This window comes from Nocardia nova NBRC 15556, from assembly GCF_001613005.1.
In the GTDB taxonomy this organism is placed as follows: domain Bacteria; phylum Actinomycetota; class Actinomycetes; order Mycobacteriales; family Mycobacteriaceae; genus Nocardia; species Nocardia nova.
Genome location: NZ_BDBN01000050.1, coordinates 40,271 through 65,379 on the forward strand (window position 1 = coordinate 40,271; position 25,109 = coordinate 65,379).

Annotated in this window: 25 protein-coding genes; 19 read left to right on the forward strand and 6 right to left on the reverse strand. The window is 69.7% G+C overall.

The window, feature by feature from the left end; genetic code table 11:
• Positions 1-81 precede the first annotated feature (81 nt).
• Complete coding sequence (locus NN2_RS20350) at positions 82-744, forward strand: class I SAM-dependent methyltransferase (protein WP_063015508.1); 663 nt, start codon at positions 82-84, stop codon at positions 742-744.
• A 38-nt stretch (positions 745-782) separates the two neighbouring features.
• On the opposite strand, the gene NN2_RS20355 is transcribed toward NN2_RS20350, so the two are convergent.
• Together NN2_RS20355 and NN2_RS20360 are read right to left on the reverse strand one after the other, a co-directional pair.
• Entirely contained in the window at positions 783-1,409 is a 627-nt protein-coding gene (locus NN2_RS20355) for a PadR family transcriptional regulator (protein WP_063015509.1), read from the reverse strand.
• A 38-nt stretch (positions 1,410-1,447) separates the two neighbouring features.
• On the reverse strand, positions 1,448-2,290 hold the full coding sequence (locus NN2_RS20360; RefSeq protein WP_063015510.1) for an IclR family transcriptional regulator: 843 nt from the start codon (positions 2,288-2,290) through the stop codon (positions 1,448-1,450).
• A gap of 233 nt (positions 2,291-2,523) precedes the next feature.
• On the opposite strand from NN2_RS20360, the gene NN2_RS20365 reads away from it, so the two are divergent.
• The 5 genes from NN2_RS20365 to NN2_RS20385 all read left to right on the forward strand — a co-directional run bounded on the left by NN2_RS20365 (position 2,524) and on the right by NN2_RS20385 (position 6,759).
• Positions 2,524-3,024, forward strand: a complete 501-nt coding sequence (locus NN2_RS20365) for a flavin reductase family protein (RefSeq protein WP_063015529.1) — start codon at positions 2,524-2,526, stop codon at positions 3,022-3,024.
• 230 nt (positions 3,025-3,254) lie between these two features.
• The gene (locus NN2_RS20370) at positions 3,255-4,397 is read left to right on the forward strand and encodes a 3-ketosteroid-9-alpha-monooxygenase, oxygenase component (protein WP_063015511.1); all 1,143 of its coding nucleotides are present in this window, start codon (positions 3,255-3,257) and stop codon (positions 4,395-4,397) included.
• Between the two features lie 11 nt (positions 4,398-4,408).
• Complete coding sequence (locus NN2_RS20375) at positions 4,409-4,654, forward strand: hypothetical protein (protein WP_063015512.1); 246 nt, start codon at positions 4,409-4,411, stop codon at positions 4,652-4,654.
• Positions 4,655-4,705: 51 nt separating this feature from the next.
• Positions 4,706-5,857, forward strand: coding sequence for a ferredoxin--NADP reductase (locus NN2_RS20380; protein ID WP_082857133.1), 1,152 nt, complete (start codon positions 4,706-4,708; stop codon positions 5,855-5,857).
• A gap of 23 nt (positions 5,858-5,880) precedes the next feature.
• A complete protein-coding gene (locus NN2_RS20385) occupies positions 5,881-6,759 on the forward strand; it encodes a VOC family protein (protein WP_063015513.1) in 879 nt (292 codons plus the stop codon).
• 60 nt (positions 6,760-6,819) lie between these two features.
• Here the strand turns inward: NN2_RS20385 and NN2_RS20390 are convergent, their stop codons facing one another.
• Complete coding sequence (locus NN2_RS20390; protein WP_063015514.1) at positions 6,820-8,526, reverse strand: nitroreductase family deazaflavin-dependent oxidoreductase; 1,707 nt, start codon at positions 8,524-8,526, stop codon at positions 6,820-6,822.
• 129 nt (positions 8,527-8,655) lie between these two features.
• On the opposite strand from NN2_RS20390, the gene NN2_RS20395 reads away from it, so the two are divergent.
• Positions 8,656-9,219, forward strand: a complete 564-nt coding sequence (locus NN2_RS20395; protein WP_063015515.1) for a TetR/AcrR family transcriptional regulator — start codon at positions 8,656-8,658, stop codon at positions 9,217-9,219.
• On the opposite strand, the gene NN2_RS20400 is transcribed toward NN2_RS20395, so the two are convergent.
• The 3 genes from NN2_RS20400 to NN2_RS20410 all read right to left on the reverse strand — a co-directional run bounded on the left by NN2_RS20400 (position 9,194) and on the right by NN2_RS20410 (position 12,247).
• Complete coding sequence (locus tag NN2_RS20400; protein WP_063015516.1) at positions 9,194-10,063, reverse strand: ribokinase; 870 nt, start codon at positions 10,061-10,063, stop codon at positions 9,194-9,196. The two genes, NN2_RS20395 and NN2_RS20400, sit on opposite strands and share 26 nt — an antisense overlap.
• Before the next feature lie 50 nt (positions 10,064-10,113).
• The gene (locus NN2_RS20405; protein WP_063015517.1) at positions 10,114-10,572 is read right to left on the reverse strand and encodes an SRPBCC family protein; all 459 of its coding nucleotides are present in this window, start codon (positions 10,570-10,572) and stop codon (positions 10,114-10,116) included.
• A gap of 82 nt (positions 10,573-10,654) precedes the next feature.
• Positions 10,655-12,247, reverse strand: a complete 1,593-nt coding sequence (locus NN2_RS20410) for an MFS transporter (RefSeq protein ID WP_063015518.1) — start codon at positions 12,245-12,247, stop codon at positions 10,655-10,657.
• Between the two features lie 92 nt (positions 12,248-12,339).
• Here NN2_RS20410 and NN2_RS20415 point away from each other — a divergent pair, with 92 nt between their 5' ends.
• From NN2_RS20415 to holA, 12 genes are all read left to right on the forward strand, one after another.
• Entirely contained in the window at positions 12,340-13,608 is a 1,269-nt protein-coding gene (locus NN2_RS20415; RefSeq protein ID WP_063015519.1) for a glutamate-5-semialdehyde dehydrogenase, read from the forward strand.
• 158 nt (positions 13,609-13,766) lie between these two features.
• Positions 13,767-14,660, forward strand: coding sequence for an AAA family ATPase (locus tag NN2_RS20420; RefSeq protein WP_030512810.1), 894 nt, complete (start codon positions 13,767-13,769; stop codon positions 14,658-14,660).
• A gap of 48 nt (positions 14,661-14,708) precedes the next feature.
• Entirely contained in the window at positions 14,709-16,154 is a 1,446-nt protein-coding gene (locus NN2_RS20425; RefSeq protein WP_063015531.1) for a vWA domain-containing protein, read from the forward strand.
• Positions 16,155-16,387: 233 nt separating this feature from the next.
• The gene (locus tag NN2_RS20430) at positions 16,388-17,032 is read left to right on the forward strand and encodes a hypothetical protein (protein WP_156511382.1); all 645 of its coding nucleotides are present in this window, start codon (positions 16,388-16,390) and stop codon (positions 17,030-17,032) included.
• A 66-nt stretch (positions 17,033-17,098) separates the two neighbouring features.
• On the forward strand, positions 17,099-17,740 hold the full coding sequence (nadD, locus tag NN2_RS20435; protein WP_030512813.1) for a nicotinate-nucleotide adenylyltransferase: 642 nt from the start codon (positions 17,099-17,101) through the stop codon (positions 17,738-17,740).
• A complete protein-coding gene (rsfS, locus tag NN2_RS20440) occupies positions 17,737-18,141 on the forward strand; it encodes a ribosome silencing factor (RefSeq protein ID WP_030512814.1) in 405 nt (134 codons plus the stop codon). The genes nadD and rsfS overlap by 4 nt, the downstream gene beginning before the upstream one ends.
• Before the next feature lie 131 nt (positions 18,142-18,272).
• A complete protein-coding gene (locus NN2_RS20445; RefSeq protein ID WP_063015533.1) occupies positions 18,273-18,914 on the forward strand; it encodes a histidine phosphatase family protein in 642 nt (213 codons plus the stop codon).
• Between the two features lie 496 nt (positions 18,915-19,410).
• Positions 19,411-20,166 carry a diglucosylglycerate octanoyltransferase gene (gene octT / locus NN2_RS20450; protein ID WP_063015532.1) on the forward strand — a complete coding sequence of 252 codons (756 nt, stop codon included), beginning with the start codon at positions 19,411-19,413 and terminating at the stop codon, positions 20,164-20,166.
• A 17-nt stretch (positions 20,167-20,183) separates the two neighbouring features.
• Positions 20,184-21,026: a DegV family protein gene (locus NN2_RS20455; protein ID WP_030512817.1), complete on the forward strand. Its 843-nt coding sequence runs from the start codon at positions 20,184-20,186 to the stop codon at positions 21,024-21,026.
• Positions 21,027-21,161: 135 nt separating this feature from the next.
• Complete coding sequence (locus tag NN2_RS38205; protein WP_218022045.1) at positions 21,162-22,460, forward strand: ComEA family DNA-binding protein; 1,299 nt, start codon at positions 21,162-21,164, stop codon at positions 22,458-22,460.
• A gap of 77 nt (positions 22,461-22,537) precedes the next feature.
• Positions 22,538-24,124 carry a ComEC/Rec2 family competence protein gene (locus tag NN2_RS20465; protein WP_082857138.1) on the forward strand — a complete coding sequence of 529 codons (1,587 nt, stop codon included), beginning with the start codon at positions 22,538-22,540 and terminating at the stop codon, positions 24,122-24,124.
• Positions 24,121-25,095 (forward strand): DNA polymerase III subunit delta, encoded by a 975-nt coding sequence (holA, locus tag NN2_RS20470; protein WP_063015521.1) that lies wholly within the window; start codon positions 24,121-24,123, stop codon positions 25,093-25,095. The genes NN2_RS20465 and holA overlap by 4 nt, the downstream gene beginning before the upstream one ends.
• The last annotated feature ends 14 nt before the right edge of the window (positions 25,096-25,109 follow it).

The following is a 25,109-nucleotide window of genomic DNA, read 5'->3' on the forward strand; positions in this document are numbered from 1 at the left end:
GTGAGATTCTGGGGACGTCGATTTTCCGGAACCCGGCGTCGGCGTTGACCTCGAGTGCGGTTGAGGATGCACGCTGGGGTCATGACACAGGCCGCAGAGTTCTGGAACACCGTCTACGACGACGACACCGCTCCCTGGGTGATCGGTGAGCCGCAGCCCGCGATCGTGGATGTGGAACGCGAGGGGTTGATCCGGGGGCGGGTGCTCGATGTCGGAACGGGTGCGGGGGAGCACACCATCGCCCTCACCGCCCTGGGCTACGATGTGCTGGGTCTCGACCTGTCGCCGAGCGCCGTCGAGTACGCGCGGCGCAACGCCGCCGCGAAGGGGGTGCCCGCGGCGCGTTTCCGGGTAGCCGACGCCGTCCGGCTCGGCGCCGATCCCGCCGCGGCCGCCGAACTCGGCGTCTTCGACACGATCGTCGACAGCGCCCTGTTCCACATCTTCCGCGAGGATCCCGGCACCCGCGCCGCCTACGTCCGGTCGCTGCACACCCTGTGCGCTCCGGGCGGTCTGGTGCACGTCCTGGCGCTGTCCGACGCCGACCCGGGCTTCGGGCCCCGCATCAGCGATCGGATGCTGCGTGAATCCTTCGGCGCCGGTTGGGAATTGGAGGATCTGCGGCCCGCGTCCTATCGCGGCCGGGTCACCCCGGTGGTCGCCGATCAGGTCGCCGGGCTGAACGTCGCCGAGAACGGGACCGTGGATACCGCCGCCTGGCTGGCCCGGATCCGGCGAGTGTAGCGACGGACCCGGTAGGTACCGCGTGTCCCGCGGTGAAGCTATCGGGGACGAGACTTCGACTTCGGCGGTGCGAGCGGCGCCTCGCGATTGCGGGGCAGCCGCCCGCGCTTGTTCAACGCCTCCAGGTCGTCGAGCAGATCCTCGGCCAGTTGGCGCTCCGCCTCGTAGTGGCGGATGCACCACCGCAACACGGCACTGGGAAAGGCCCAATCCGGGTTGGCGTCGGACCCCTCGGCGTCGGCGGCGGCGCGGCGGCGCATCTTCTCCGCGTAATCGATATGCGCGGTGAGGATTTCGCGCAGCCGCTCCGGCTCGGCCAGATGACCGAGCCAGGCCCGCAGCAGCACACTGTGTTTCAGCACCGGCGCTTCCACCGGTGAATGATTGACCCAATGCGCCACGGCATCCCGGCCGCTCGTGGTGATCGCGTACATCCGCTTGCCGCGCACACCGTCCTCGGAGGTCACGGTGCGCGAAGTGACGTACCCGTGCTTCTCGAGGCGTTTGAGTTCGGCGTAGATCTGGCTGAACGACGGGCTCCAGTAGAAGAACTGCAAACTCCAGTCCGCCCACTTCTTCAGGTCGTAGCCGGACAATTCGTCCGCATGCGAAAGCATCCCGAGCACGGCCCACGAAGTGGTCGGCAGATCGGTGCCAGATGTCATCGCCGAACTATACCGTCCAGTCATATGCGGATCCGAAATCAGCGCCAGCGGGTGCGGTGCGGGAACAGCGCTCGCCCGGCCTCGTGCACGACCTCGAGGACCACCCGGGCCAGCCGGTCGTAACTCATCGCCTCGGCCCGTCCCGAGAGCGAGAGTGCGGCCGGTGGGGCGCCGCGGCCACGCAGCGGCGCGGCCACACACGCGATGCCGACCATCGCCTCCTCGCGGTCGATCGCCACGCCTTGGCGCAACCGGATCTGCCCGAGTTCGCGATGCAGCGCGTCGGGCTCGGCCAGGGTGCGCGGAGTGAGCCGGGGCAGCCGGCCGCGGAAGGCGGCCTCGGCGATGGTGGGTTCCAGCGCCGCCAGCATCGACTTGCCCAAAGCCGTTGCGTGCGCGGGCATCCGGCCCCCGAGCCGGGTCGGCAGCGCCGCGGCGAACCGGCCGCCGGCCTTGTCCAGGTAGACGACCTCGCGACCGTCGAGCACCGCCAGGTGGCCCACCATGCCCGTCCGCTGCGACAGTTCGTGCAGCAGCGGACTCACCGCATCGCGAATCTCGTTGTGGTCCGCGGTGAGTCCGCCCAGTTCGAGCGTGCGCATGCCGAGGCGGTAGCCGCCGGCGGAATGCGCCAGCCAGCGCAGCCGGATCATCTGATCCAGGATGCGGTGGACCGTCGAGCGCGGAAGTCCGGTCCGCTCGACCAGTTCCAGCAGTGTCAGAGTCGGGGTGTTCGCGTCGAAGGCGTCCAGGATCAACGTCATTCGCTCGATCATCGACACCGGAATCGGCGCACCGGCGCGATGAGCCCTGGCGCCCGTCGTCGCGTGACGCGCGGCCGTGGTGGTGCGTTCCGCGGAGGGCAGCACGGTGACGGTCATATGTACCTCCGTTGGCTCATATGCAGACTAGAAGTATTTCGACTAGGCATGTTCGGTTTCGGCATTTGTGTCACCTATCACAGTGGCTGCCACCACACCGATCGCGAATCGGTGGAACTACGTAAGTGCTACCGAAATCTCTCCCGTTCACCGGACCTGGCCGTTGACGGGCGCCGGGGCCGACCTGGTGTCATGACTTACAGCTATATGTCTGTCCGAAACAAGGAGTGGCCGTGGAGCCGGTAGTACAGGTGGACGAGATCTCGGAGGCGACCTTCAAATCCGTGCTGAGCAGGTTCTGCTCCGGGGTCACGGTGATCACCGCTCTGTCCGGCGACCAGCCGATCGGATTCAGCTGCCAGTCGTTCTCGTCGCTGTCCCTCGATCCGCCCCGGGTCTGCTTCTTCCCCGCGCGGACCTCGACGTCGTGGCCGCGCATCCGCGAGGTAGGACGATTCTGCGTGAACATCCTCGCCCACGATCAGGCCGACATCTGCCGCGCGCTGTCCCGCAGCGGCACCGACAAATTCGCCGGCGTGGACTGGGAGGTCTCCGGAAACGGGTCGCCGCGGCTGAGCGGTGCGCTGGCCAGTATCGATTGCGAACTGGATCGCGAGGTGGACGGCGGCGACCACACCATCGTGATCGCGCGAGTCACCGCACTCGCCGAACATTCCGAACAGGCGCCGCTGCTGTTCTACCGCTCCTCGTTCGAACGTCTGCACGGGCACTGACGCGGGTCCACAGGCATGCCGGTGGTGACGAGCCCGGTGCGTACCCGCCCGCGCCGCCGAGGCGTCCCGTCACTGCCGATGGCCGGAGCGGATCTCCCGGCCAGTGGGACTACGCGTGCCGGGCCCCCGTCCCGATGGCGAGCATCGAGTCATCACCCGGGGCGGGTTCGGCCGGCGGGTAGTCGAGGCCGATCGCAATCGAGGCCGATCGCATTCGAGACGGAGGAATCATGAACAGCGACAGCGAAGTGCGGGTCATCGACGCCGGCGCACCGCCGACCCGGTTCGCCCGCGGCTGGCACTGCCTGGGCCTGGCGGACTCCTTCCGCGACGGCACGCCGCACACCGTCGCCGCCTTCGGCACCGAACTGGTCGTGTTCGCCGCCGAGGACGGCACGCTCAACGTCCTCAACGCCTACTGCCCGCATATGGGCGGCAATCTCGCCGACGGCACCGTCAAGGGCGATTCGCTGGCCTGCCCCTTCCACGACTGGCGGTGGAACGGCAAGGGCAAATGCACCGGAATCCCGTACGCGCGCCGGGTGCCTCCGCTGGCGCGCACCAAGGCGTGGCCGACGCTGGAGCAGAACAAGCAGCTGTTCGTCTGGAACGATCCGGAGGGCAAGCAGCCGCCCGCGGACATCACCATCCCGCGCATCGACGCCGCCTTCGACGACGAATGGACCGACTGGACCTGGAACTCGATGATCGTCGAGGCCAACTGCCGGGAAGTGGTCGACAACGTGGTCGACATGGCGCACTTCTTCTACGTGCACTACGGCTTCCCGACGTTCTTCAAGAACGTCTTCGAGGGCCACATCGCCAGTCAGTACATGACCTCCATCTCGCGCGAGGACATGATGGGCGAGACGGCGAAGGCGTTGGGCGGCAAGAACACTCTGCATTCGGAGGCGTCCTACTACGGGCCCTCCTACATGATCGACTACCTGCGCAGCGACAGCGCGGATCTCTCGGTCGAGGGCTACCTGATCAACTGCCATTACCCGATCACCGAGAACCGGTTCGTGCTGCAGTACGGGGCCATCGCGAAGAAGCCGCAGGGCGTCTCGCCGGAGCGGGCCGAGCAGATCGCGGCCTCCTTCGTCGGCGGTCTCGGCAAGGGGTTCGAACAGGACGCGGCGATCTGGAAGCGCAAGTCGCGCATCAACAATCCGCTGCTGTGCGAGGAGGACGGACCGGTCTATCAGCTGCGCCGATGGTACGAGCAGTTCTACACCGACGTCGCCGACATCTCGGAGGAGATGACCGCGCGCTTCGAATTCGAGGTCGACACCACCCGCGCGGTCACCGCCTGGGAGGCCGAGGTCGCCGAGAACCTCGCCAAGCGGGCCGAACAGGCCGTGGCGGGCTGAGAGTTATCGCGATGGACGAGGTTTCGTGCCGATCCTGCGGAACGTGCGTGCTGGTGGAGAAGTTCAGCCCGCAGCATACGAGCGTGCAGTGGAGCCGGTCGGCGATGCACGCGTGCACCGAACTGTCGCAGCCGGGCACGCATGCGCACACCTGCACCGCCCTGCGCGAGAGCATCGACGCGGCGGTGCAGTCGGGCCAGTTGAGCGTGAGTACCCGCGATGTCGATGTGCGCACCCGCGGCCGGACGGTGGCATGACAGGGGCAGGAAGCTGGATGAACGGCACAGGAATGGATGTGGTGGTGCTCGATGGATGCCGCGATCGAACTCGACGTGCGTGAGCCGCGCACGTCGCGCGAGGACGCCGGCCCTCGTGACTCGGCAACCGGTGGCGAATCCGCGGACGGCGTCGTGGCGGCCGCCGGGTCGCCGGCCGATCCGGTCGTGGTCGAGATCGTCCGTGTGGTGCACGAAACCGCGGACGCGGTGTCACTCGAATTGGCGCCGCAGCCCGAACACGCCGAGCGGTTCGGCTATCGGCCCGGGCAATTCCTCACTGTGCGCATCCCCAGTGAGCTGACCGGTTCGGTGAGCCGGTGCTACTCGCTGTCGAGCGCACCGCACGAGGGTGGGCCGCTGAAGGTCACCGTCAAACGCACAGCGGCCGGATATGCGTCGAACTGGTTGTGCGACAACGCCGTCGCCGGTGACACCCTGCAGGTGCTGCCGCCCGCCGGACTGTTCACCCCGGCCTCGCTGGACACCGATCTGCTGCTGTTCGCCGGTGGCAGCGGCATCACCCCGGTGTTGTCGATCCTGAAATCGGTGCTCGCGCAGGGCAGCGGCCACTGCACCCTCGTGTACGCCAATCGCGACGAATCGTCGGTCATCTTCGCCGCGGAACTCGCGGAACTCGCGGGGGCCCATCCGGATCGGCTGCAGGTGCTGCACTGGCTGGAATCGGTGCAGGGCCTGCCGAGTGTGCCGCAACTGTCCGCGCTGGTGCGGCACTGGGCCGATCGCGAGACGTTCGTCTGCGGTCCGGGGCCGTTCATGGACGCCGTCGCCGCCGCGATGGCCGCGCACGGCGCCGACCGGCGGCGCGTGCACATGGAGAAGTTCGTTTCCCTGACCGGCAATCCGTTCGAGGCCGCACCCCCCGCGAGCGACGACGCCGACCCCGCCGACTCGGCGAACGTCGAGGTCGAGCTCGACGGCGAGCATCACCGGATGGCGTGGCCGCGACGCCAGGTCCTGTTGGATACCTTGCTGGCAGCGGGACTCGAGGCGCCGTATTCGTGCCGCGAGGGCGCGTGCAGCGCGTGTGTGTGCCGGGTGGTGTCCGGCGAGGTGTCCATGCGCCGCAACGAGGTTCTCGAAGAGGAGGATCTCGCCGAGGGCTACGTGCTCGCCTGTCAGGCGGTACCGGCCACCGACGACGTTTCGATCAGCTATTCCTGAACCCCATTCTTCGAGGAGAGAAAATGGCCGCCGTCAGCTCGCTCGGTTATGTCCGAGCGCGGATCGCCGATATCGCCGCGTGGCGTGAATTCGCCTTCGACATCATCGGATTCGCCGAAGGGTCGGGCCCGAATCCGGAGTCGGTCTATCTGCGCACCGACGAGCACACCTACCGCCTGGAGTTGGTACCGGGCGATCGTGACGAGGTGATCGCCGTCGGCTGGCAGGTCGCCGACCGGCGCTCGCTGACGCTGGTGCGCGAAACGCTCACCGCGGCCGGTGTCGAGGTCACCGAACTCACCCTGGCCGAATCCGCCGCGCGTCACGTCGAGGAGGCGATCAGCTTCACCGATCCGGCCGGATTCACCGTCGAGGTCTTTCACGGACCTCTGCTCGATCACAGCCCGGTGGTCGGAAAGTACGGAAACCGTTTCGTCTCCGGCGATCTCGGTCTCGGCCACGTCGTCCTGCCGGTGCCCGATATCGAGGCCGCGCGGCAGTTCTACACCGAGGTACTGGACTTCGCCTCGCGCGGTTCGTTCCGGGTGGGTCCCCCCGAACATCCGATCTGGATCCGGTTCATGGGTGTCAATCCCCGCCACCACAGCCTGGCGCTGATTCCGGGCGGCCGTGGCGACGGTCCGGGGATCGTGCACGTGATGGTCGAGGTCGATGCGCTCGACGATGTCGGCCGGGCTCTCGACCGGGTGACCAAGGCGGGCTATCACCTGTCCTCGACACTCGGCCGCCACACCAACGACAAGATGATCTCCTTCTACGTCCGCACCCCGGGCGGCTGGGACCTCGAATTCGGTTGCGAGGGAATGCTCGTGGGCGAGGACTACGTCGCGGAGGAGATGACGGCCGACAGCTACTGGGGCCACGAATGGGCGCGCGGCTGAGCGGCCGTCACCACCGTATGGCGGCCGGCACGCGGTGAGGCGAACCGGCGACCACAGTAGTTACAGGTCTGGTTCCTGCACGTCGGTGAACGTGACCCGCACCGAGATCGGATCGGTCTGCAACGCGGCGAATCCGGCGGCGGTCAGCGGTGCGAGCGCCGGGTGCGGGGCGAAGGCGCGGGCCCGGGCGACCACGTCGTCGTCCGGGCGCAACTCCGCCGTGGCCGCGCGCCAGGTTCCGTTGTGCCGCAGGCGCACCGAAGGATCGGCGCGCACATTGTTGCCCCAGCCCGACCGCATGCCGTGCTGGCAGATGATCCACGCGCCGTCGTCGTCGAACAGCACCGATACCGGGACCCGGCGCGGCTGGCCGGATTTGCGGCCGATGGTCTCCAGTTCGGTCGCGAAGGTGGACCGCACACCCACCCGGTCCAGTGCGGCGAATCCGGGGTTGACCAGATAGCGGCCGACGGCGCGTTCGATCCGGAACTTCGTCGACTTACGGTCGGTGCCGGCTGTCGTGCGCCGGGATCGGAAAGCGTCGAGTCCGTTGCGGCGCAGCATGGTTATCGCGGTCGACCACGGTGACCGGGCCGGATCCGGATCCAGCCCGGCGCCGAGGCGATGCAGCTGATCGGTGTGCCATTGCAGATCCAGGGCGCCGTCGACCGCGCGCAACGTACCGCTGCGCGCGATCCGGCCGCGCAGGCCGAGCGAAATCGACGGCGGGCGGAGGACTTCGGTCCCGCCGGTGAGCAGGTCGGCGGCAGCGGCCGGGTACACCGTGGTGGGGCGGCCGAGTCCGACCACATCGCAGGCGCCGGAGTCGACCGCACCGCCCATCGCCGTCCGGCTGCGGAACCCGCCGGTGACCGCCAGCGGCACCGCGGCCGCGACCCGCCGCACGGTCTCCGCGTACTCCAGGAAGTAGGCCTCCCGCGCTCGGGTACTCGCCGCCGCGCTGCGGGACCGGCCCATCATCGCCGGGGATTCGTAACTGCCGCCGCTGATTTCGATCAGATCCAGCGGCTGCCGGGCCAACTGCCGGACCACCTCCCGCGATTCCTCCTCGGTGAAACCACCGCGCTGGAAATCCGCCGAATTCAGCTTGACGGCCACCGCGAAGCCCGGCTGGACCGCCGCGCGAATCGCGCCGACCACCTCGAGCAGAAAGCGGGCGCGGCGCTGCCCGTCACCGCCCCAGTCGTCGGTGCGCTGATTGGCCAGCGGGGACAGGAACTGCGACACCAGATAGCCGTGGGCGCCGTGAATCTGCACCCCGTCGAAGCCTGCCGATTCCGCGATCCGCGCCGCGTCGGCGAAGCGCCGGATCAGATCGTGGATCTCGGCCTCGGTGAGCGCTCGCGGCGTGGGCAGGCCCGGCACTCCCGACGCGATCGCCGAGGGCGCCACCGGCCGTTGCCGGGTGGCCAGCGGATTGGCTTGGCGGCCGGGATGATTCAGCTGCATCCAGATCGGGGTGCCGCCGTCCTTGGCGGCCTTCGCCCAGCGCGTCAGCGCGGCGAGATCGCGATCGTCGTCGATAACCACATTGCCCGGCTCGCCGAGCTGGGTGCGGTCGATCATCACATTGCCGGTGACGATCAGGCCGTAGCCGCCCGCTCCCCAGCGGCGATACAGCCGGACCAGCCGGTCGTCGGGAGCATGTGCCGCGGTGCCGAGCCCCTCGCTGAGCGCCGATTTCATGATCCGGTTGGGCAGTACCTGGCCACAGGGCAGGGGGAGTGGGTCGTGCAGTCCGGTCATGCCTATCCTCCAGGGCGCGGATCGGAAATGAGGTATACCGATCGGTATAGTCGGCACAGTAGTACACCGATCGGTCTAGGGCAACGGTAGGCTGGACCGTGCAGGGTGCACGAGGAAAGGGGTCGCATCATGGGAGCCCGCGACCGGCTCATCGACAGCGCCGTGGATCTGATGCGCAGCAACGGTGTGGCCGGCACCGGCATCGCGCAGCTGCTCGACCACAGCGGCATCTCGCGCCGCTCGGTGTACCTCAACTTCCCCGGTGGTAAATCGGAACTGATCGCGGAGGCGACCCGCGCGGCCGGTGCCACCTACAGCGCGCTGCTGCGCACGATCACCGCCGGGGCCGACGTGGCGTCGTGTGTCGGCGCCTTCCCGGCGCTGTGGCGCGAGAAGCTCGCGGCGAGCGACTTCACCGCCGGCTGCCCGATCGTCGCGGCCGCGCTGGGCCGGTCGGAAGCGCCCGAAGCCGCCGACGCCGCCGGTGCGACCTTCACCGAATGGGAGACCATCCTCGCCGAACGTCTCGAAACCGAGGACGTCGCACCGGATCTCGCGATATCGCTGGCCACCACGGTGGTCGCGGCGCTCGAGGGGGCGGTGATCCTGTCCCTGGCGACACGTTCGATGGCACCGCTGGAACGGGTGGGCGCCCAGATGTCCGAACTCATCGCTCGCCACACCGCGAAGTGAGTGCCCGCTCTATCGCCGCCGCGGTGGGGATCGCCGCCGTGGCGCCGACGACGGTGGTGGCCAGGGCGCCGGCGGTGCAGGCCCACGCCAGAGCGGTCGCGGGGCCCTCGTGCCAGTGTGCGGCCAATGCGCCGGTGAACGTGTCCCCGGCGCCGGTGGTGTCGACCACCTCGACCCGCACGCCCGGATGAGCGAGCTCGCCCTCGGGGCCGCGATAGCGCGCGCCCTCGCCGCCGCGGGTGGTCAGCACATGCGGGACCGCGCGGAGTTCCGAATCCAATTGCGCCGCTTCGCCCTCGTTGACCACCGCGATGTCGACCGCCTCCCACAGCTGTGGTGGCAGTGACCGCGCGGGGGACGGATTGAGCAGAACGAGAGTGCCGTGCTCACGTGCGCAGCGGGCGGCGCCGAGCACGGTCTCCACCGGAATTTCCAGCTGGCACAGCAGAATATTTGCCTCGCCGACGAGGGCGCGATCACCGTCGGTGAGCCCGGACAGCTCCGCATTGGCTCCGCCGACGACGATGATCGTATTCTCGCCGGCGTCGTCGACCACGATGGTGGCGGTCCCGCTGGCCCCCTCGACGGTGCGCAGTCCGGCGGTCCCGATCTCGTTGTCCTCGAGCACTTTTCGCAACTCGACGCCGAAGACGTCGGTTCCGACCGCGCCGACGAAATCGACCGCCGCGCCCGCACGCCGAGCGGCGATCGCCTGGTTCGCGCCCTTTCCGCCGGGCACCGTATCGAAGGCGGTGCCGAGGACGGTCTCACCGGGCCGCGGCCGCCGCGGCGTGCGAGTCACCAGATCCATGTTGATACTGCCGACCACTGCGATCCGTGCCATGCACGCACCGTAACCCGCCGCGGCGGGTGCGGGCTCGAACGTCGCCGCCGTCAGGCGTGGTCGGCCGCCGTCGCCGCCGCGGCCAGCCGGTCGAGCGACCCGAGTAGTTTGTCCGAGGTCGTCGCCCGGGCCCTGGGCAGCCGGACCTCGTCGGTCAGCCGCGTCCAGTCGTAGGTGTGCCGCACCAGGGTCCGGCTCTCGTCGACGGGTTCGAGCTCCCAGCGCCACAGATGTCCCGGCGGCCGCTGCCCGGATTCCGCGGGCAGCCAGGCGATCCGGCGTCCCTCCTCGAATTCCACCACGTGGTTCTCGCGCACACTCCCGTTGGTGAGTGTCATCGCGAAGACATCACCCACGCTCCGCACGCGCTGCCCGATCTCCGCCCGGTCGAGATTGTCGTTCCCGTCCCATCGCGGCTGCTGCGCCGGATCGGCGATGAATTCGAAGATGTGCCCGGCCGGCGCGGCGACCTCACGCTCCGCCGACACCACCCTGTCGATATCTGCCATGACACCATCGAATCATCCGCGGGAATCGGCGACAACGCGGCCGCGAAGAGTGTTCGGACACAGGCTGTTCCGTGCGTGCGGCTCACTCCTGGCTCTCGACCGGGCCGGACGTGGATTCGGCATGCCGGGGCTCCAGGGGCGGCCCCGCGACCGGGCAGTTGACCTTGCATTGCGGCGCGGCCTCGGGACCAGCGCTCTCGAGCGCGTCGTCGCGGACGGTGACCACGGTCAGTGCCGCGGCCGCGGCCATCACGATCGCGCAGATGAGCATGGCCTGGTGGAACCCGCGCTCGAAGGCGGCGGGGTCGGTGTAGGCGGCACCGGTGAGTCCGGTGAGCGGTGGGACAGCCGCCACCGCAAGCAATCCGGCCGCTCGGGCGACGGCATTGTTGACGCCGCTGGCCACCCCCGCGTGCTGTTCGTCGGCCGTCGCCAGCACGGTCGCGGTCAGCGGTGCGACGGCCAGGGTGAGTCCGAGGCCGAACACCAGGGCGGCGGGCAGCACATCGGTGACGTAGGAGGCGTCGGTGCCGATCCGCATCATCAGCAACATCCCGGCGGCGGCCAGCAGCACACCCGCGGTGATCGGGATGCGCGGTCCGATGCGCTGAGCCAGATCGCCCGAGCGGGCCGAGAACAACAGCATCAGCACGGTGGCGGGCAGCATCGCGGTCCCGGCCGCCATCGGACTGAAACCGGCCACCACCTGCAGGGTCAGCACCAGCAGAAAGAACACCACGCCCATCGCGCCGTACATCACGAAGGTGACCGCGTTGATCGCGCTGAACTGCCGCGAGGCGAAGATCTCGACCGGCAGCATCGGCGGCGGCCCGTGGTGTCCGGGCGCGTCGTGCCCCGCCGAGCGCCGCCGCTCGACGACGACGAAGGCCACCCCGGCGAGCACGCCGATCACCGCCGTCGCCACCACGGCCGCCCGGCTGCTCCCGTGTTCGGGTGCCATGGTCAGTGCGTAGGTGATGCCTGCCAGGCACAGTGCCGCGAGGAACGCCCCCAGCACATCGAAGCCCTCGTGTGCCCGGCCGCCGGATTCGGGAGCCGGGCGGGTGGTCGCCGAGCCGTCGGACGTGCCGGAACCGTAGGTCTCCGGCACATGCCGCACCGCGACCAGCACCACCACCGCGGCCAGCGGAATGTTCAGCAGGAACACCCAGCGCCATCCGGCCGCGCCGACCAGCCATCCGCCCAGGAAGGGGCCGATCGCGCCGGCGACTCCGCCGAGGCCGGACCACGCGCCCACCGCGCGGGCGCGATCCGATTTCGCGAAAGAGGCCTGGATGATCGCCAGTGAGCCGGGCGTCAGCAGCGCGCCACCCACGCCCTGCAGCGCGCGGGCGGCGATGAGCATCGGAATACCCTGGGCCGCACCGCAGATCGCCGAGGCCAGCGCGAACCACACCACGCCGACGACGAAGATCCGCCGCCGCCCGAATCGGTCGCCCAGTGAGCCGCCGAGCAGAATCAGCCCGGCCAGCGTGAGCGTGTAGGCGTTGACCGTCCACTGCAGGCCCGCCATCGAGGCGCCGAATTCCTCGCCGATGCGGGGGAGTGCCACATTGACCACGGTCGCGTCCAGCATCGCCATTCCCGAGCCCAGCACCGTGGCCAGCAGAACCCAGCGACCCGAACCCGACGACAACCGGATGGTGGCGACCATGAGGACACGGTAGCGGCGGGCACCGACGCACAGCGGGCGTTCGGTGGTTATCCGGCGGCGGCGTCCGCGTCCCGGTCAGTAGGCTGTTCACCATGACTGCTGGAACTGTCGGCGAAGTGGATACCGTGCGCGAGGCGGTGCACGAGGCGGCGCGGCGGGCTCGGGTGGCGTCGCGGACGCTGGCACAGCTGACGACCGCGCAGAAGGATGCGGCCCTGCACGCCGCGGCGGATGCGCTGCTCGCGGCGAAGGATGCCGTCCTGGCCGCCAATGCCGAAGACATCGCGACCGCGGAGGCGGGCGGCACCGCGGCCTCGCTGCTGGATCGCCTGCGGCTGACCGAGCCGCGCATCGACGGCATCGCCTCCGGGTTGCGTCAGGTCGCCGGCCTGCCGGATCCGGTCGGCGAGGTGCTGCGCGGTTCGACGCTGGCCAACGGCCTGGAGATCCGGCAGGTGCGCGTGCCGCTGGGCGTGGTCGGCATGGTCTACGAGGCCCGCCCGAACGTCACCGTCGACGCCTTCGGCCTGGCGTTGAAATCCGGTAACGCGGCCCTGCTGCGCGGCTCTTCCTCGGCGGCCCGATCGAATGCCGCCCTGGTCGAGGTCATGCGCGAAGCCCTTGTCGCCCAGGGGCTTGCGGCCGACGCGGTCCAACTGCTGCCGAGTGAGGATCGCTCGAGCGTCACTCATTTGATTCAGGCCCGCGGCCTGGTGGACGTGGTCATCCCGCGCGGCGGCGCCGGGCTGATCAACGCGGTGGTGCGCGACGCGCGGGTCCCCACCATCGAAACCGGCACCGGCAACTGCCACGTCTACGTGCACGCCGCCGCCGATCTCGAGATGGCGGAATCGATTCTGCTGAACTCCAAGACCCGCCGGCCCAGCGTCTGCAATACCGCCGAGACGGTGCTCATCGACCGCGCGATCGCCGAGACCGCGGTCCCGCGCCTGATCGACGCGCTGGAACGGGCTCAGGTCACCATCCACGGCGATCTGCCCGGCCTGGTTCCCGCGACGGAGGAGGATTGGGCCGACGAATATCTGTCGCTGGATATCGCGCTCAAGGTCGTCGACGGTCTCGACGCCGCGGTCGACCACATCAACGAGTGGGGTACCGGCCACACCGAGGCCATCGTGACCGCCGATCTGAAGGCGGCCCGCGAGTTCACCGCCCGGGTGGACGCGGCCGCGGTGATGGTCAACGCCTCCACCGCCTTCACCGACGGCGAGCAGTTCGGATTCGGCGCGGAGATCGGCATCTCCACTCAGAAGCTGCACGCCCGCGGTCCGATGGCGCTGCCGGAGCTGACCTCCACCAAGTGGATCGTGTGGGGCGACGGCCAGATTCGGCCGAGCTGAACCCGTCCCCGGCCGTGACCGTCGGTGCCGGTCGGGCCTGTGGTCTCGCCGGCACCGCAGTATCGAACCCGGCCCGCGGGTGTGTACCGTCGTGAGCAGCTGGACTTTACGGTGCATACCTGCAGTGGGCTGCGCTGTTCCCGAAGGAGGGCCCAACTGTGCAGACGACCGTGCACGAGCCGATTTTCGCCTCGGTCGACGATGTGATCGACCGCTTGGCCACCACCGGCTACCTGGCCGACAAGGCCACCGCCACCTCGGTGTTCCTGGCCGACCGGCTCGCCAAGCCGCTGCTGATCGAGGGACCCGCCGGCGTCGGTAAGACCGAACTGTCGCGCGCGGTGGCCCAGGTCGCCGATGCCGAACTGGTCCGCCTGCAGTGCTACGAGGGGATCGACGAGGCGCGGGCCCTCTACGAGTGGAACCACGCCAAGCAGATTCTGCGCATCCAGTCCGCGACCTCCGGTGGGTCGGATTCGGGGAACGCCTGGGCCGACACCAAAGCCGATGTGTTCAGCGAGGAATTCCTGCTCCAGCGCCCGCTGCTGACCGCTATCCGGCGCACCGACCCCACCGTGCTGCTGATCGACGAGGCGGACAAGGCCGATGTCGAGATCGAGGGCCTGATGCTGGAGGTGCTGAGCGACTTCGCCGTCACCGTCCCCGAACTCGGCACGATCACCGCGACCCGCCGCCCGTTCGTGGTGCTCACCTCCAACGCGACCCGCGAACTGTCGGAGGCGCTGAAGCGCCGCTGCCTTTACCTGCACATCGACTTCCCGGACGAGGAACTCGAGCGCCGCATCCTCGCGAGCCGGGTGCCGGAGCTGAAACCGGCGGTGGCCGCACAGCTTGTTCGCGTGGTGCACGTGCTGCGCGGGATGCAGTTGAAGAAGTTGCCGTCGGTCGCCGAATCCATCGACTGGGCCCGCACGCTGCTCGCGCTGGGACTGAAGGATCTCGACGACAAGACCGTGCGCGCGACGCTCGGCGTGGTGCTCAAACACCAGAGCGACCATCAGCGCGCCCTGGCCGAGCTGAAATTGGCCTGAGCCGTGTCCGGTAAGCGCACCACCCCCCGCGCGCTGGTGTCCGCGGCGCTGCGGGGTGGGTCCGCGGCCGCGGCGCAGGGTGCCCCGCAACCCGGCGAGACCGCGCCGCACGGACTGTCCGGGCATGTGGTCGGCTTCGTGGAAGCCTTGCGCGCCAGGGGAATTCCGGTCGGCCCGTCGGAAACGGTAGACGCCGGCCGAGTGCTCACCGTGGTCGATCTGATGGATCGCGAGATGCTGCGCGAGGGCCTGGCCTGTGCGCTGCTGCGCCGGCCCACCCAGCGCGCCACCTTCGACGGCTTGTTCGAGCTGTGGTTCCCCGCCGCACTGGGGGAGCGCGCGGGCGCCGAGGACATCGAGCTCCCGCGGCGCGACGACGGTGAAATCGACCTGTTCGAATTGCGGCGCATGCTGGCCGAGATGCTGGCCGCCGAGCCGACCGGGGACCAGACCCGGCAGCTGCAGAATCTGGCCGCGCAGATGGTCGAGCAGATGGGGCAGTACCAGTCGGCGAACGGGCCGTCGTTCTCGGCGTATCAAACGCTGAAGGATGTGCAGCCCGAGGTGCTGATCAGCAAGATCCTCGCGGGATTGGCCGCCGGGCAGAACAATTCGGAGTTCGACACCGAGGTCGCCCGCCGCGCCGCCCGGGAACGGGTCAAGGCGTTTCGCGGCACGGTCGAGGCCGAGACCCGGCGGCGCGTAGCCGAGCGGCTGGGCCGCGAGCGGGTGGCGACCTACGGTGTTCAGCGCCAGGCCGAGGATGCCGACTTCCTGCGGATCTCGGAGAACGAACTGGCCGAACTGCGGCGCGGTTCGCAGCGGCTGGCCCGGGTGCTGGCCTCCCGGCTCGCCGCCCGGCGCAGACGGTCCCGGCGCGGCGAGATCGACCTGCGCAAGACGCTGCGCAAATCCATGTCGACCGGTGGGGTGCCGATCACGCTGCAGACCCGGAAGCCCCGGCCCGGTCGCCCGGATCTGGTGTTGCTGTGCGATATCTCGGGGTCGGTCGCCGGATTCTCCAGTTTCACCATGCTGCTGGTGGATTCGCTGCGTGAGCAGTTCTCGCGGGTGCGGATCTTCGCCTTCGTCGACCAGGTGGACGAGGTGACCCACATCTTCGATCAGGTCACACCGCTGGATCAGGTGACCCGGCGCATCTTCACCGAGACGAAGGTGGTCGGATTCGAGGGGCATTCGGATTACGGTGCGGCGCTGCGCGGTTTCGCCGAGGACTGGCCGGATGTGGTGACCAGCCGTACCTCCCTGCTGATCCTCGGCGACGCCCGCACCAACTATCGCGATCCGGCGCTGAATACGCTGCGGGAACTCGTCCAGGTGGCCAAGCACGCGCACTGGCTGAATCCGGAGGCCGAAAAGATGTGGGGCACCGGCGATTCGGCGGCCAACCGCTACGCCGAGGTCGTCGAGATGCACGAATGCCGGTCGGCGCGCCAGCTGACCGGTGTGGTGAGCAGGCTGCTTCCGGTCTAGGCCGCGAGGAGGGATAGCGAGCCGTTTGCCCGGAACCATCAGCGGCTGTTAAGCGCTTTCCAAGGCGGGCCGTCGATCATTCGCGCGTGCCGTGCCCATCGGGGGAGTTCGCCGACGAAATCCCCGTCGACCAGCCGAGCGCCCCTGCGGCGCAACGAGATCCCCACGACCGGGATGCCGAGCCCGCCGAGTTTCCCGATGGCGGGCCCCCCGATCGTGAGCGATCCGGCTCCGTGCCGGCTGCGTCCGAATGCCCGGCACCCGCATCGGACGAACCGGCGCCGGGAGATCTCCGGCTGCGGGCACGGGAACTGACCGAGGCCGCGACCGCCCTGCTCGGCACCAGCCCTGCCGTCGCCGAACGAATGTTGTTGCAGGCTCTGCACTGTGGCACGGGCGTTCTCTCCGGTGAACAACGCGCGCGGCTGTACTCGCTGGTGGTGACCGCGGTCGCCAACCAGCCGGGCCGTGAGCACGACCTGGCGGCCGCGGCGGCCGCCGCGGCCGCGAGCTGGACCGGTATCTCCGCCGCCGACGTGGCCCATCACACGCTGCTCGCCGCCCGCGTCCACTACCGCCGCGGTCACCACCGCCGCGCGGCCACCCTGTACGCCGAGGCCCTCGGCTGCGATGCGCTGCCCTATCCGCCGGAAGAAATCGCGGTGCTGTACGAGCAGCTCGGACGCTGCTTGGAACAGTGCCACCGCCACCGTGCCGCGGAACGGGCCTACACAGCGGGTGCGGCCGCCGTCGCCGGCCGGCCCCAGTGGGACGAACTGCACCGCGACCTGATCGAGGCCGCGACCCGGTCCCGGCGCGCGGCGCGCAACCCGGCCGCGATGGTGCGGGCGTATCTGTCGGCGCGGCGGGCGCGATGAGCTCATAGCACCGGATCGCCGACGAGACCCACCCCCGCCCGGGCCCGCCCAGTAAGCTCGGCATTCGTGCAAAACACAGGCCGGCGCAAACTGGGCGTGATGGGCGGTACGTTCGATCCGATCCATCACGGGCATCTGGTTGCCGCCAGTGAGGTCGCCAACCGGTTCGACCTCGATGAAGTGATCTTCGTACCCACCGGGCAGCCGTGGCAGAAATCCTCACGGCAGGTCTCTCCGGCGGAGGACCGCTATCTGATGACGGTCATCGCCACCGCATCCAATCCGCGGTTCACGGTCAGTCGCGCCGACATCGACCGGGAGAAGGCCACCTACACCGTCGACACCCTTCGTGACCTGCAGAATCAGCATCCGGACGCCGATCTGTACTTCATCACGGGTGCGGACGCGCTGGCCAGCATCCTGACATGGCAGGATTGGGCGGAACTGTTCGAGCTGGCGAAGTTCGTCGGGGTGAGCCGTCCGGGGTACGAATTGAATGTCGACCACCTCGAGGAACATCTGCGAAATCAGCCGGCCGATGCGGTCACCGTCATCGAGATCCCGGCCCTGGCGATCTCGTCGAGCGAATGCCGTCGCCGCGCCGCCGAGGGGCGTCCGGTGTGGTACCTCGTTCCCGACGGCGTCGTGCAGTACATATCGAAACGGCACCTGTACGTGCCGGGAGGGAACGGGAAGGTGAGCCAATGACGGCATCGGCACAGGCGGTGGAGATGGCGCAGGTCGCCGCGCGGGCCGCCGACGAGAAGCTGGCGACCGACGTCGTCGTCCTCGATGTCTCCGATCAGCTGGTGATCACCGACTGCTTCGTCATCGCCTCCGCGCCGAACGAGCGTCAGGTCAACGCGATCGTCGACAACGTCGAGGAGAAGTTGCGTCTCGCCGGGCACAAGCCGGTCCGCCGCGAGGGCACTCGTGAAGGTCGCTGGGTGCTGCTGGACTACGTCGACGTCGTAGTGCACATCCAGCACAGCGACGAGCGCAATTTCTATGCGCTGGAACGGTTGTGGAAGGACTGCCCGCAGGTCGAGGTGCCGGGTCTGGCGGCTCCCGCGCAGGCTCCGGCGAGTGGTAGCGGGGACCCCGCGTGAACCGCAGGCCCGAAGGCGACACCGCGCGTGAACCCGAACAGGCCGGGGAGCGCGGCATCGAATCCGGTGGGAGCGACGCGGCCGAAGGTGTTGCGGCGGCGGCCGGCTCGCGGGCGACGAAGTATCCGGGGGTGCGCCGGCTGATCCTGCTGCGACACGGACAGACGGAATGGAACGCCGCCGACCGGATGCAGGGCCAGATCGACACCGAGCTCAGCGAATTGGGCCGGCGCCAGGCGAAAGACGCTGCGCGCGATCTCGTTTCCCAGGACGCCGTCGCGATCGTCTCCTCGGATCTGCGCCGCGCCTACGACACCGCACTCGCCCTGGCCGAACACAGCGGACTCGAGGTCGTGCGGGATGCGCGGCTGCGGGAGACCAGCCTCGGCGACTGGGAAGGTCTCGACCATCTCGAGGTGGATGCGCGGTATCCGGGTGCGCGCAAGGCGTGGCGGCTGGATCCCACCGTGACCCCGCCGGGCGGGGAGAGCAAACTCGAGGTCGGCGCGCGGGCACTGCCGGTGGTTCGCGAGCTGTTCGCCGAGCGTGCGGACTGGCCCGGCCGTACCATCATCCTGGTCGCGCACGGCGGGCTGATCGCGGCCCTGACCGCCGCGCTGCTGGAGCTGCCCGAGCACAAATGGCCGATCCTGGGCGGATTGGCCAATACCAGCTGGGTGCAGCTGAGCAGCCACGGTCCGGGCATCGAGCAGCCGGGTTGGCGGCTGGATGTGTGGAATGCGGCGGCGAAGGTAGCTCCTGATGTCCTCTGAACGCTCCTCCGACGACCGGGACGAACCGGTCCGGCAGGTATCCGACGAACTGTTGCGCAAGGCCTCCGAAGGGCCCGTCCGGCGGCTGCCCGACGCGCTGTTCGGTGGTCCGGTCGCGCCGGTGGAACCGGCCGGGGAATCCGATGCGGCTTCCGAATCGGGCGACGCGGACGACGACGGCGGATCGACCGGTCCGCCGGCCGTTCTCGCGGATGTGCCCACCGAGGCAGAGGAGAATGCGGAACCGGCCGCGGACGCGCGGGAAGACAGCGTGCCCGGCGGTTCCGAGACGACGCCGTCCACCGAGGCGGCGATTACGCACGCCGTATCCGGCGACGCGGCGGTAGCCGATGACGCCGACGCGGCGCTCGATGCCCACGGGAAGTCCGACACCGGTTCCGGCGCGGCAACTCCCGGCGAGCGGACCGTGTCGAGCGCGGCCGTCGACGCCGTATCGGGAATCGACGACGCGGTCTCCGCGGATGCGCAGCCGAGCATCGGCGACGCGGCCGGCACACCCGAGGATTCGGCGCGGCCCGTGCTGGTCGTGATCGCGGATTCGCTGTCGTACTTCGGGCCGAAGGGCGGCCTGCCCGCCGACCATCCGCGGATCTGGCCGAATCTGGTTGCCGCGGAACTCGATTGGGACGTCGAATTGGTGGCGCGCATCGGCTGGACCTGCCGCGACGCCTATTGGGCACTCATCGGCGATCCGCGCGTGTGGGCCGCGGTGCCGCGCGCGGGAGCGGTCGTCCTGGCCACGGGCGGGATGGACACGCTGCCGTCGCCGCTACCGACGGCGCTGCGCGAATTGATCCGGTATCTGCGCCCCCCGGTGCTGCGCCGGCAGGTGCGTACCGGCTACCAGTGGCTGCAACCGCGGCTGTCGAAACTCGGTCGCCCCGTGGCACTTCCGCCGCATGTGAGCATCGACTACCTGGAACAGTCACGGCATGCGCTGGCCCAGTTGCGGCCGGATCTGCCGGTGGTCTCGGTACTGCCCTCGGTGCACGATTGCGAGGCCTACGGCCGGGTCCACACCGGGCGTGCGCCCGCGGTGCGTGCGCTGCGGGAATGGTCGGCGAAATCCGGTGTGCCGCTGGTGGATCTGGGTGAAGCCGTGCGCGACGACATTTTTTCGGGCGAGGCGAATCCGGACGGGATCCACTGGGGCTGGGAGGGACATGCCGCGGTGGCACGGGCCATGGTGAAGGTGCTGTCGGAGGTGCGTTCGGTCGAGGCCGGTGCATGAATCGGTGCGGATAGCCGATGACCGTCGTGGTGGTCACGGATTCGGCGGCGAGCGTTCCCGCCGAACTGGTAGCGGAGTTGGGCATCGTGGTGGTGCCGTTGCATGTGCTGGTCGACGATCGTGCGATCGCCGAGGGTGTCGACGAATGCGAGATCGACTACGGCGCGTCCACGGTGACGACCTCGTCCGCCTCCCCGGGTGAATTGCGCGCCGCCTATGAGCGCGCCCTGGAGCTCAGCGAGGGTGACGGTGTCGTGGCCGTGCATATTTCGCGTCAGCTCTCGGCGACCTGGGAAGCCGGGCGCCAAGCCGTGCAGGATATGGATGCCGCCGCCCGGGTGCGACTGGTGGATTCGCTGAGCGCTGGCCTGGGCACCGGGCTGCCCGTACTCGCCGCGGCCCGTCGCGCGAAGTCGGGTGCGGCGCTGGATGTCGTCTACGACACCGCGGTCGCCGCCGCCGGGCGATCTCGCACGTTCATCGTCGTCAATCGGACCGAGCAGCTGCGTCGCGGCGGGCGGCTCAGCACCGCGGCCATGTTCTTCGGCACCGAACTGGTGACCAAGCCGATACTGCAGATCGTCGACGGCAAACTGGAGCTGCGGGAGAAGGCGCGGACGCGATCCAAGGCCTTCGCGAAACTCGTTGCCGCAGCGGTCGATGCGGCCGGTGACGACGGAGCGGCGGTGGCGGTTCAGCATCTCGGTGCCGCCGCGGCGGCGGCCACGATCGCCGGACAGCTCGGCGAACTCATTCCCGGTATGCGGGAGCTCGTGACCGCCGAATTCGGCCCGACACTCGGCGTGCACGTGGGCACCGGTGCGGTCGGCGTCCTGGTGGTCCCCGGCGGCTGCGGCTGAGCGCCTACCACCGCCGGCCGACGAGTTCCGCCCCCGCACCGGGGGTTGTCCACAGCTCGGACGCTGTCCCCAGACATTCCGAAACCCCAGTTCGCGCACCGGGTCACGGCCCGCCGCGCACATACGGTCACCGTCATGGCGCGACACGAGGATCGGACCCTACTGCGGCAGCGACTGCACGACGTATCACCCAGGCCGGCAACGCTCGGCACCCTGGCCCCCGGTCCGGATGACCCGACCCACGACGGGCTGTGGGACCTCGCCCGATCACCCGCGGACTCGCCCGAACAGCGCCGTGATCCCTCGGGCGGTCCCTCTGGGAGCCGGGATCTCGGCTCGCGCGGTAGCGAACCGGGTCCGCCCGTCGTACCGGTGAGCGGCTCCGACGGCGGCCGAACCATGGTCGCAACGCGACCGGGTGTGGACGCCGGCCGGGACGAGGACGCCGCCGGTGGGCGGACCGGCGTACACGGCGGGACTTGGCCGAGGCGGCCGTATTCGCCGAGCCGTATCCGGCAGAGTCGCGACGATGCCGCGGCGCCTCCTGGTAGTGCGGGAGCCCTCGACCGACGCGACGGTGACGGCCGGGACGGGGAGAAAGGTCCCGCGGCGACCGGCGCGGCGGTGACCTTTTCCGAGGCGCCGGAGAGTCCGCGAATTCCGCAGTGGCTCAGCGAACCGGTGGGATCGGTGACGATCTGGCAGCGGCTGGTTCCGGAGCGATTCCGGGGAGTTCGCGTGGATCCCGGGCGCAAAGGAGTGTGGGTGCTGGCGGGTGCCGGCGTGGCGGCGGTCATCGTGGCGGCGGCCGCCGCGCATCGAGACGATCCGGTGGCAGCGCCCGTGGCGCCGCTACCGGCAGTGCGCACCGACGCCGCCGAAACCTCGATGGCCCCCGCACCGGTGGACGGCCCCGGACTGGCCGTGCGGTCCGATCCGCCCGGCCGGGCGACGCCGTCGTCGGCTCCCGGCGGCGATCTGGTGGTCAGCGTCATCGGTCTGGTCGAACATCCGGGACTGTTGCACCTCGCACCGGGAACACGGGTCGCCGACGCTGTCGCGGTGGCCGTCGCGCGAGACGGTGCGGACCTCGCGGGGCTGAATCTCGCCCAGCGGCTCGCCGACGGAGACCAGATCGTCGTCGGCGCGCCCGCTCCCGCGAGCGGCCCGCGCCTCGGCAGCATGGTCGTTCCGGGTGGACCGCATCCGGCCTCGACATCGGGCGCCGTCGCGCCACCGGGACACAAGGTCAACCTCAACACGGCGACGGAACAGGATCTCGACTCTCTCACCGGGGTGGGCCCCACCACCGCCGCCGCCATCATCGGCTGGCGCATTCAGCACGGCCGCTTCACCAGCATCGACCAGCTCGCCGAAGTCACCGGCATCGGTCCCGCCAAGCTCAACCGTCTCCGCGATCAGGTCACCCTGTGAACCGCGGTGGATCGAGCGGCGGTCGAGTCCGGCCCGAGCGGGCCTCGGACTCCGCCCGCGACGGTGCGGAACGGGGGATGGCCGGTCCCGGTGGCGCTGCAGTGGACGCGCGGCTGCTTCCCGCGGCGCTGGGGTGCTGGGGCGTGACCATTGCGGGCATATCGCTGGGGTGGCGAGCCGGCGTGTGGGTGTGCGCCGGGCTCGCAATCTCGGCGGCCGGACTCGGAATCCTTCTGGCACGTAGCCGTTTTCGGGTGCCGCATCGAGCGGTGTGGTGGGTGGTGCTGGCCGCGTTGCTGGCGTCCGCCGGGTTCGGGGTGGCGGCGTCGTGGGACGCGTATCGGGTGAGTGCGCACCCCCTTGGGCGGCTGGCGGCGGGCAGTGTGGTGACGGCCGAGATGGTGGCGGGGGATCCGAAACCCCTCCCGGCCCGTTCCTTCGGTGGACGGCAATGGTCGATGCGCGCGACGGTGCGCGAATTCCGTTACGGCGCAACATCGGTGCACGGCGATGCGGCGGTGACGGTGATCATGCCGGAGCGGATCTGGTCGGATCTGGTGCCGGGGCAGCACGTCACGTTCCGGGCACGGCTCGATCGCCCGTGGCGGCGGGATCTGACGGTCGCCGTACTGCGGGCCCAGGGTCCGCCGAGCCGCGTCGGCCCGCGCCCGTGGTGGCAGTCGGCGGCCGCGACGGTGCGGGAGAATCTGTCCGAGGCGGCCCGGCGTGCACTGCCACCGGATGCGGCCGGAGTGCTGCCGGGGCTGATCGACGGCGACATCTCCCGGCTGCCGGATCACGTGCGAGAGGACTTCCGGGCGGTCGATCTCACCCATCTGGTCGCCGTGTCCGGAACCAATGTGTCGATCGTCCTGGCCGCCGTGCTGCTCGCGACCCGCGCTCTGACACTCGACCCGCGCTGGGGCGCGGTACTCGCCGGCCTGGCCCTCATCGGATTCGTCATTCTGGCGCGCCCGTCGCCGTCGGTATTGCGGGCGGCGGTGATGGGCGCGATCGCGGTGCTGGCAATGGTGACGGGACGCCGGAAACAGGCGCTCCCCGCGCTGTGCGCCGCGGTGATCGTGTTGATCGCGTTCGCGCCCCAGCTGGCGGTCGACCTCGGCTTCGCCCTGTCGGTGCTGGCGACCGCGGGCCTGATCCTGCTGGCGCCGATCTGGTCGCAGTGGCTCGAACAGCGCGGCTGGCCCCCGCTGGTGGCCGAGGCGTTCGGTGTCGCGGCGGCGGCCTTCGCGGTCACCACGCCGATCATCACCGCGCTCACCGGCCATGTCAGCGGTGTGGCGATCGTGGCGAATGTGCTGGTCGAACCCGTCGTCGCGCCGATCACGCTGCTCGGCGTCGGCGCGGCCGTCCTGTCCTGCTGCTGGCAACCGGCGGCGATCGTGGTGCTGAACCTGGCCGAGCCGCCGCTGTGGTGGTTGCTCTTCGTCGCCGAACGCGGGGCGGCGCTGGGGATTTCGCTGCCGATGCCCGCGGGCGCGACGGGCGCGGCACTGGCCGGAGCGCTCATCGGCTGTGGTGTCGCCGTGCTCGCCCGGCTCGGCTCGCGCCGCACTCGCACACATGCGGGCCCGGCGCCGCCACCCGGACAAGGCGACGGGTCGGTGAACCTGTCACCGCCCACCCGTAGGATCGTGCCGTGACCGATCACCTGGCTGCCTTACATCTGGTACTCGGTGAGGAGGAACTGCTCATCGAACGGGCGGTCGCCTCGATCGTGGCGCAGGCGCGGGCCGCGACCAACGATCCAAGCGCGATGCCGGTGGATCGGCTGCGGGCGGGGGATGCGAGTGCCGCCGAACTGGCCGAACTGCTGAGCCCCTCGCTGTTCGCCGAGGATCGGGTGATCGTGCTCGAGGCCGCCGCGGAGGCCGGTAAGGACGCGGTGGCGCTGGTCACCGCGGCCGCCGGTGATCTGCCCGAGGGAGTTGTGCTCGTGGTTCTGCATTCCGGCGGCGGCCGGGCCAAGGCGCTGGCGCCGGCTTTGCAGAAACAGGGCGCCGACGTGCACAACTGCGCCAAGATCGGTAAGGCGAACGAGCGAAACGAATTCGTGCGCAACGAATTTCGCACCGCCGGCGTGCGAGTTTCGAGTGACGTGGTGCAGGCCGTGGTGGAGGCGATCGGATCGGATCTGCGAGAGCTGGCCGCGGCCTGTTCCCAGCTGGCCGCCGATACCGGCGGCAAGGTGGATGTCGACGCGGTGCGCCGGTACTACTCCGGTCGTGCCGAGGTCACCGGCTTCGAGGTCGCCGATCTTGCCGTCGCCGGTGACCGCCCCGCGGCGATGGAGGCATTGCGCTGGGCGACCGACCGTGGCGTTCCCGCCGTTCTGCTCGCCGACGCGCTCGCCGATTCCGTACACACTATCGCGAGGGTCGGATCCGCCGGACGTGGCGATCCGTTCGCGCTGGCCTCGCAACTCGGCATGCCGCCCTGGAAGGTGAAGAAGGCACAGACCCAGGCGCGCGGCTGGACCGCCGCCACCATCGGCAACGCCCTGCACGTGGTGGCCGCCCTCAATGCCGACGTCAAAGGCGGTGCGGCCGATACGGATTACGCGCTCGAACACGCCTTGGCCGCGATCCTGGATCTGCACGCCGCCTCGCACTGAGCCGCGGCCGCTGC

Bases quoted from the DNA above. Each gene is read 5' to 3' on its own strand.
- NN2_RS20350 (WP_063015508.1), top strand. From the start codon at position 82: ATGACACAGGCCGCAGAGTTCTGGAACACCGTCTACGACGACGACACC.
- NN2_RS20355 (WP_063015509.1), bottom strand. From the start codon at position 1,409: ATGACATCTGGCACCGATCTGCCGACCACTTCGTGGGCCGTGCTCGGG.
- NN2_RS20360 (WP_063015510.1), bottom strand. From the start codon at position 2,290: ATGACCGTCACCGTGCTGCCCTCCGCGGAACGCACCACCACGGCCGCG.
- NN2_RS20370 (WP_063015511.1), top strand. From the start codon at position 3,255: ATGAACAGCGACAGCGAAGTGCGGGTCATCGACGCCGGCGCACCGCCG.
- NN2_RS20375 (WP_063015512.1), top strand. From the start codon at position 4,409: ATGGACGAGGTTTCGTGCCGATCCTGCGGAACGTGCGTGCTGGTGGAG.
- NN2_RS20380 (WP_082857133.1), top strand. From the start codon at position 4,706: ATGGATGCCGCGATCGAACTCGACGTGCGTGAGCCGCGCACGTCGCGC.
- NN2_RS20385 (WP_063015513.1), top strand. From the start codon at position 5,881: ATGGCCGCCGTCAGCTCGCTCGGTTATGTCCGAGCGCGGATCGCCGAT.
- NN2_RS20390 (WP_063015514.1), bottom strand. From the start codon at position 8,526: ATGACCGGACTGCACGACCCACTCCCCCTGCCCTGTGGCCAGGTACTG.
- NN2_RS20395 (WP_063015515.1), top strand. From the start codon at position 8,656: ATGGGAGCCCGCGACCGGCTCATCGACAGCGCCGTGGATCTGATGCGC.
- NN2_RS20400 (WP_063015516.1), bottom strand. From the start codon at position 10,063: ATGGCACGGATCGCAGTGGTCGGCAGTATCAACATGGATCTGGTGACT.
- NN2_RS20405 (WP_063015517.1), bottom strand. From the start codon at position 10,572: ATGGCAGATATCGACAGGGTGGTGTCGGCGGAGCGTGAGGTCGCCGCG.
- NN2_RS20410 (WP_063015518.1), bottom strand. From the start codon at position 12,247: ATGGTCGCCACCATCCGGTTGTCGTCGGGTTCGGGTCGCTGGGTTCTG.
- NN2_RS20415 (WP_063015519.1), top strand. From the start codon at position 12,340: ATGACTGCTGGAACTGTCGGCGAAGTGGATACCGTGCGCGAGGCGGTG.
- rsfS (WP_030512814.1), top strand. From the start codon at position 17,737: ATGACGGCATCGGCACAGGCGGTGGAGATGGCGCAGGTCGCCGCGCGG.
- NN2_RS20455 (WP_030512817.1), top strand. From the start codon at position 20,184: ATGACCGTCGTGGTGGTCACGGATTCGGCGGCGAGCGTTCCCGCCGAA.
- NN2_RS38205 (WP_218022045.1), top strand. From the start codon at position 21,162: ATGGCGCGACACGAGGATCGGACCCTACTGCGGCAGCGACTGCACGAC.
- NN2_RS20465 (WP_082857138.1), top strand. From the start codon at position 22,538: ATGGCCGGTCCCGGTGGCGCTGCAGTGGACGCGCGGCTGCTTCCCGCG.